This window comes from Vibrio owensii CAIM 1854 = LMG 25443 (assembly GCF_000817815.1).
GTDB lineage: Bacteria > Pseudomonadota > Gammaproteobacteria > Enterobacterales > Vibrionaceae > Vibrio > Vibrio owensii.
The window spans coordinates 1-3,346 of the sequence record NZ_JPRD01000061.1 but is presented as its reverse complement, the minus strand read 5'-3'; the positions used below and the strand labels follow the sequence as shown (position 1 = coordinate 3,346).

General features: G+C 44.8%; 2 protein-coding genes. One reads left to right on the top strand and one right to left on the bottom strand.

Translation table 11 applies throughout. From position 1 onward, the window contains the following. Window positions 1-558: 558 nt before the first annotated feature. Window positions 559-1,449, bottom strand: a complete 891-nt coding sequence (gene ilvY / locus H735_RS26275) for an HTH-type transcriptional activator IlvY (RefSeq protein WP_020194653.1) — start codon at window positions 1,447-1,449, stop codon at window positions 559-561. A 142-nt stretch (window positions 1,450-1,591) separates the two neighbouring features. Here ilvY and ilvC point away from each other — a divergent pair, with 142 nt between their 5' ends. Next, a complete protein-coding gene (gene ilvC / locus H735_RS26270; RefSeq protein WP_020194652.1) occupies window positions 1,592-3,076 on the top strand; it encodes a ketol-acid reductoisomerase in 1,485 nt (494 codons plus the stop codon). Window positions 3,077-3,346: the final 270 nt, after the last annotated feature.

The window sequence follows — 3,346 nt, the reverse complement described above, 5'->3', positions numbered from 1 at the left end:
CTCCGCCACTTATTTAGAAACCCAGTCTTCAGACTGGGTTTTGTCGTTTATAAGCAAAAATATTTTCCTTTTCCGAGGAATGAGTCCCGCTTGAACGCAACCCCGGCCTCTCCGCCACTTATTCAGGCAAAGCGCTAAACTGCGCGTCCCGGCAGAAATGCTATGGCTTTTTCGTATCTGACAATTCAATTCACCTATCGGTGAATGAATCCCGTTCGTGTGCGAGTCCAATTACGTGCAAGCCCAGTTGTTCCTCCACTTATTTAGAAAACCAGTCTTCGAGCTAGTTTTTGTCGTTTCAGGCTCCTTCAGATCTCTGTGCCCTGCTACATAAAGACCTTATTTCTCTTTTCTCGGTATTCATTTTCCAAATATTAAAAATAATTAAAGGTAAGCACTTACTTAATCTGCTCGCTTTGCTAATGATGTCTTTGTTATGTGAGTAGTGACGCTAGTTTCTCTCAAGCGTAGTTCTATATTTTGCCTTCGAGGTTTACTGTAAATAAAAAGCCCGTTATTTGTGTAACGGGCTTTTTATTTCATTTGAATGAGGCATGTCTACAGGGAAATATACTTACTTTCTGCGACTTCCCATAGAGCTTTCACTAATGGGTTTTCTAGCTGGCTCTTGATGCAACAGACTCCCAGCTCAAATGGTTTTATAGGTAGAACCTTGAGTCGATTTATCTTCTCTCTGACAGGACTGTTGTTGATTACCACATCTGGTGCGATACCGATGCCACAACCTAAAGCCACCATACTGACAATGGCTTCGTGACCTGCCACTTGTGCGTAGATGTTTGGTTTGAACTTCATTTGCTTAAACCAAACATTCGCTCTTTCTCTTGCTGTGCCTGCTTCTGGGAGAATAAAAGGGATCGTTGACCAATCTGGGGTTTCTTTCTGTAGCTCTTCGGCAAAACTGCTGACTCCAACTGGGGCAATAACCGATAGAGGTATCTCGCTGATTGGTTCAAAAGCAACCTTAGCGGGTAGTTGGTCCGGCTTTGCAGAGATCGCGATATCAGCTTCATCCGCCAGAATCTTATCGATGGCTTGGGCTGGATCGCCGGTAGAGAGTTTGAATTCAATAAATGGATGCTGAATGCGGAATTCAGAAATAAGTTCTGGGAGGTGGCTGTAACTTGCCGTTACCGAGCAAAATAAACGTATCTCCCCTTTTAACTCGTCTTCCGTTCCTTTGACGTAGCTTTGGTATTGCTGCCATTCACCCAAGATCTTTAGTGCAACAGGCAACAGCTTCTTTCCTTGAACTGTTAATTCGACACTTCGGTTATCACGCAAGAACAGCTGTTGGTGTGTTTCTTCTTCCAATTTCTGGATCTGCCGACTCAGCGCGGAAGGGCTGATATGCATTGCTGCTGCTGTCTTAGCGAAGCTTTTACTATCACATAGGTGAATGAATAGTTGCAGGCTTTTGATGTTCATTAAATCTTCACTTCCATGTTGCATTAATTGCAATAAGTAATTGTGAATATATCACTTTCAGCAACAGAATGTCTGTTTTAGTATGAACTCATTCGGTAACACAAATACCGACCTCTATGGAAGAATGTTAAGGAGCACCCAGATGGCTAACTATTTCAATACCCTAAACTTGCGTGAGCAATTGGACCAACTTGGTCGTTGTCGCTTTATGGACCGCGAAGAATTCGCATCAGAAGCAGATTACCTAAAAGGTAAAAAAGTGGTCATCGTAGGTTGTGGTGCTCAAGGCCTTAACCAAGGTCTGAACATGCGTGACTCTGGCCTAGACGTTGCTTACGCTCTACGCCAAGCAGCGATCGACGAGCAACGCCAATCGTTCAAAAACGCAAAAGATAATGGCTTTGAAGTAGGCAGCTACGAAAAGCTAATCCCAGAAGCTGACCTAGTTATCAACCTAACACCAGACAAGCAACACACGAACGTTGTTGAAACGGTAATGCCGTTAATGAAAGAAGGCGCAGCACTGGGCTACTCACACGGTTTCAACGTTGTTGAAGAAGGCATGCAAATCCGTAAAGACCTAACAGTTGTTATGGTTGCGCCTAAGTGTCCAGGTACAGAAGTGCGTGAAGAGTACAAGCGTGGTTTCGGTGTACCAACACTAATCGCGGTTCACCCAGAGAATGATCCAAAAGGTGAAGGTTGGGACATTGCGAAAGCTTGGGCTGCAGGTACAGGTGGTCACCGCGCAGGTTGTCTAGAGTCTTCATTCGTAGCAGAAGTTAAATCTGACCTAATGGGTGAGCAAACTATCCTATGTGGCATGCTACAAGCTGGTTCTATCGTGTCTTACGAAAAGATGGTTGCTGACGGCATCGACCCAAGCTACGCAGGTAAACTTCTACAATACGGTTGGGAGACAATCACCGAAGCACTTAAGTTTGGTGGTATCACTCATATGATGGACCGTCTATCAAACCCAGCAAAAGTAAAAGCATTTGAGCTTTCTGAAGAGCTAAAAGAGCTAATGCGTCCACTATACAACAAGCACATGGACGACATTATCACGGGTGAATTCTCAAGCACTATGATGGCTGACTGGGCAAACGACGATGCAAACCTACTAGGCTGGCGTGAAGAAACGGGCGAAACCGCTTTCGAGAACTACCCAGCAGGCGACATCGAAATCTCTGAGCAAGAATACTTCGACAACGGCATTCTACTGGTTGCTATGGTTCGTGCCGGTGTTGAGCTAGCGTTCGAAGCAATGACAGCATCAGGCATCATCGATGAGTCTGCATACTACGAGTCACTGCACGAGCTACCGCTAATCGCAAACACAGTTGCACGTAAGCGCCTGTACGAAATGAACGTGGTAATTTCAGATACAGCGGAGTACGGTAACTACCTATTCGCTAACGTAGCAACACCGCTACTACGTGAGAAGTTCATGCCATCAGTAAGCACCGACGTAATCGGTAAAGGTCTAGGCGAGTCGTCTAACCAGGTCGACAACGCTACGCTAATTGCAGTAAACGAAGCGATTCGTAACCACCCAGTAGAGTACATCGGTGAAGAGCTACGTGGTTACATGACTGATATGAAGAACATCGCAGTAGGCGGCTAATTTCTATCTAAGTCAGTAAAGAACTCCAGATAGACTGGGGTCAATAAATACAACATAAAACACAACATCTAATTAAAAGGCTTGGTCGCCGTTGACCAAGCCTTTTTGTTTTTATGAAGATGGACTTTTTCCTTCGAACTGTGGGAGTACTTCGCTGTTAAAGTCGGAAGTGTTCGTTGGGATAGAATTGAAAGAAGTTGAGGTGCAGTAAGTGTTGACGGAATTTGTCCTTAAGAAGACAAAATTGAGGCGAATCCCGAATCCCGAATC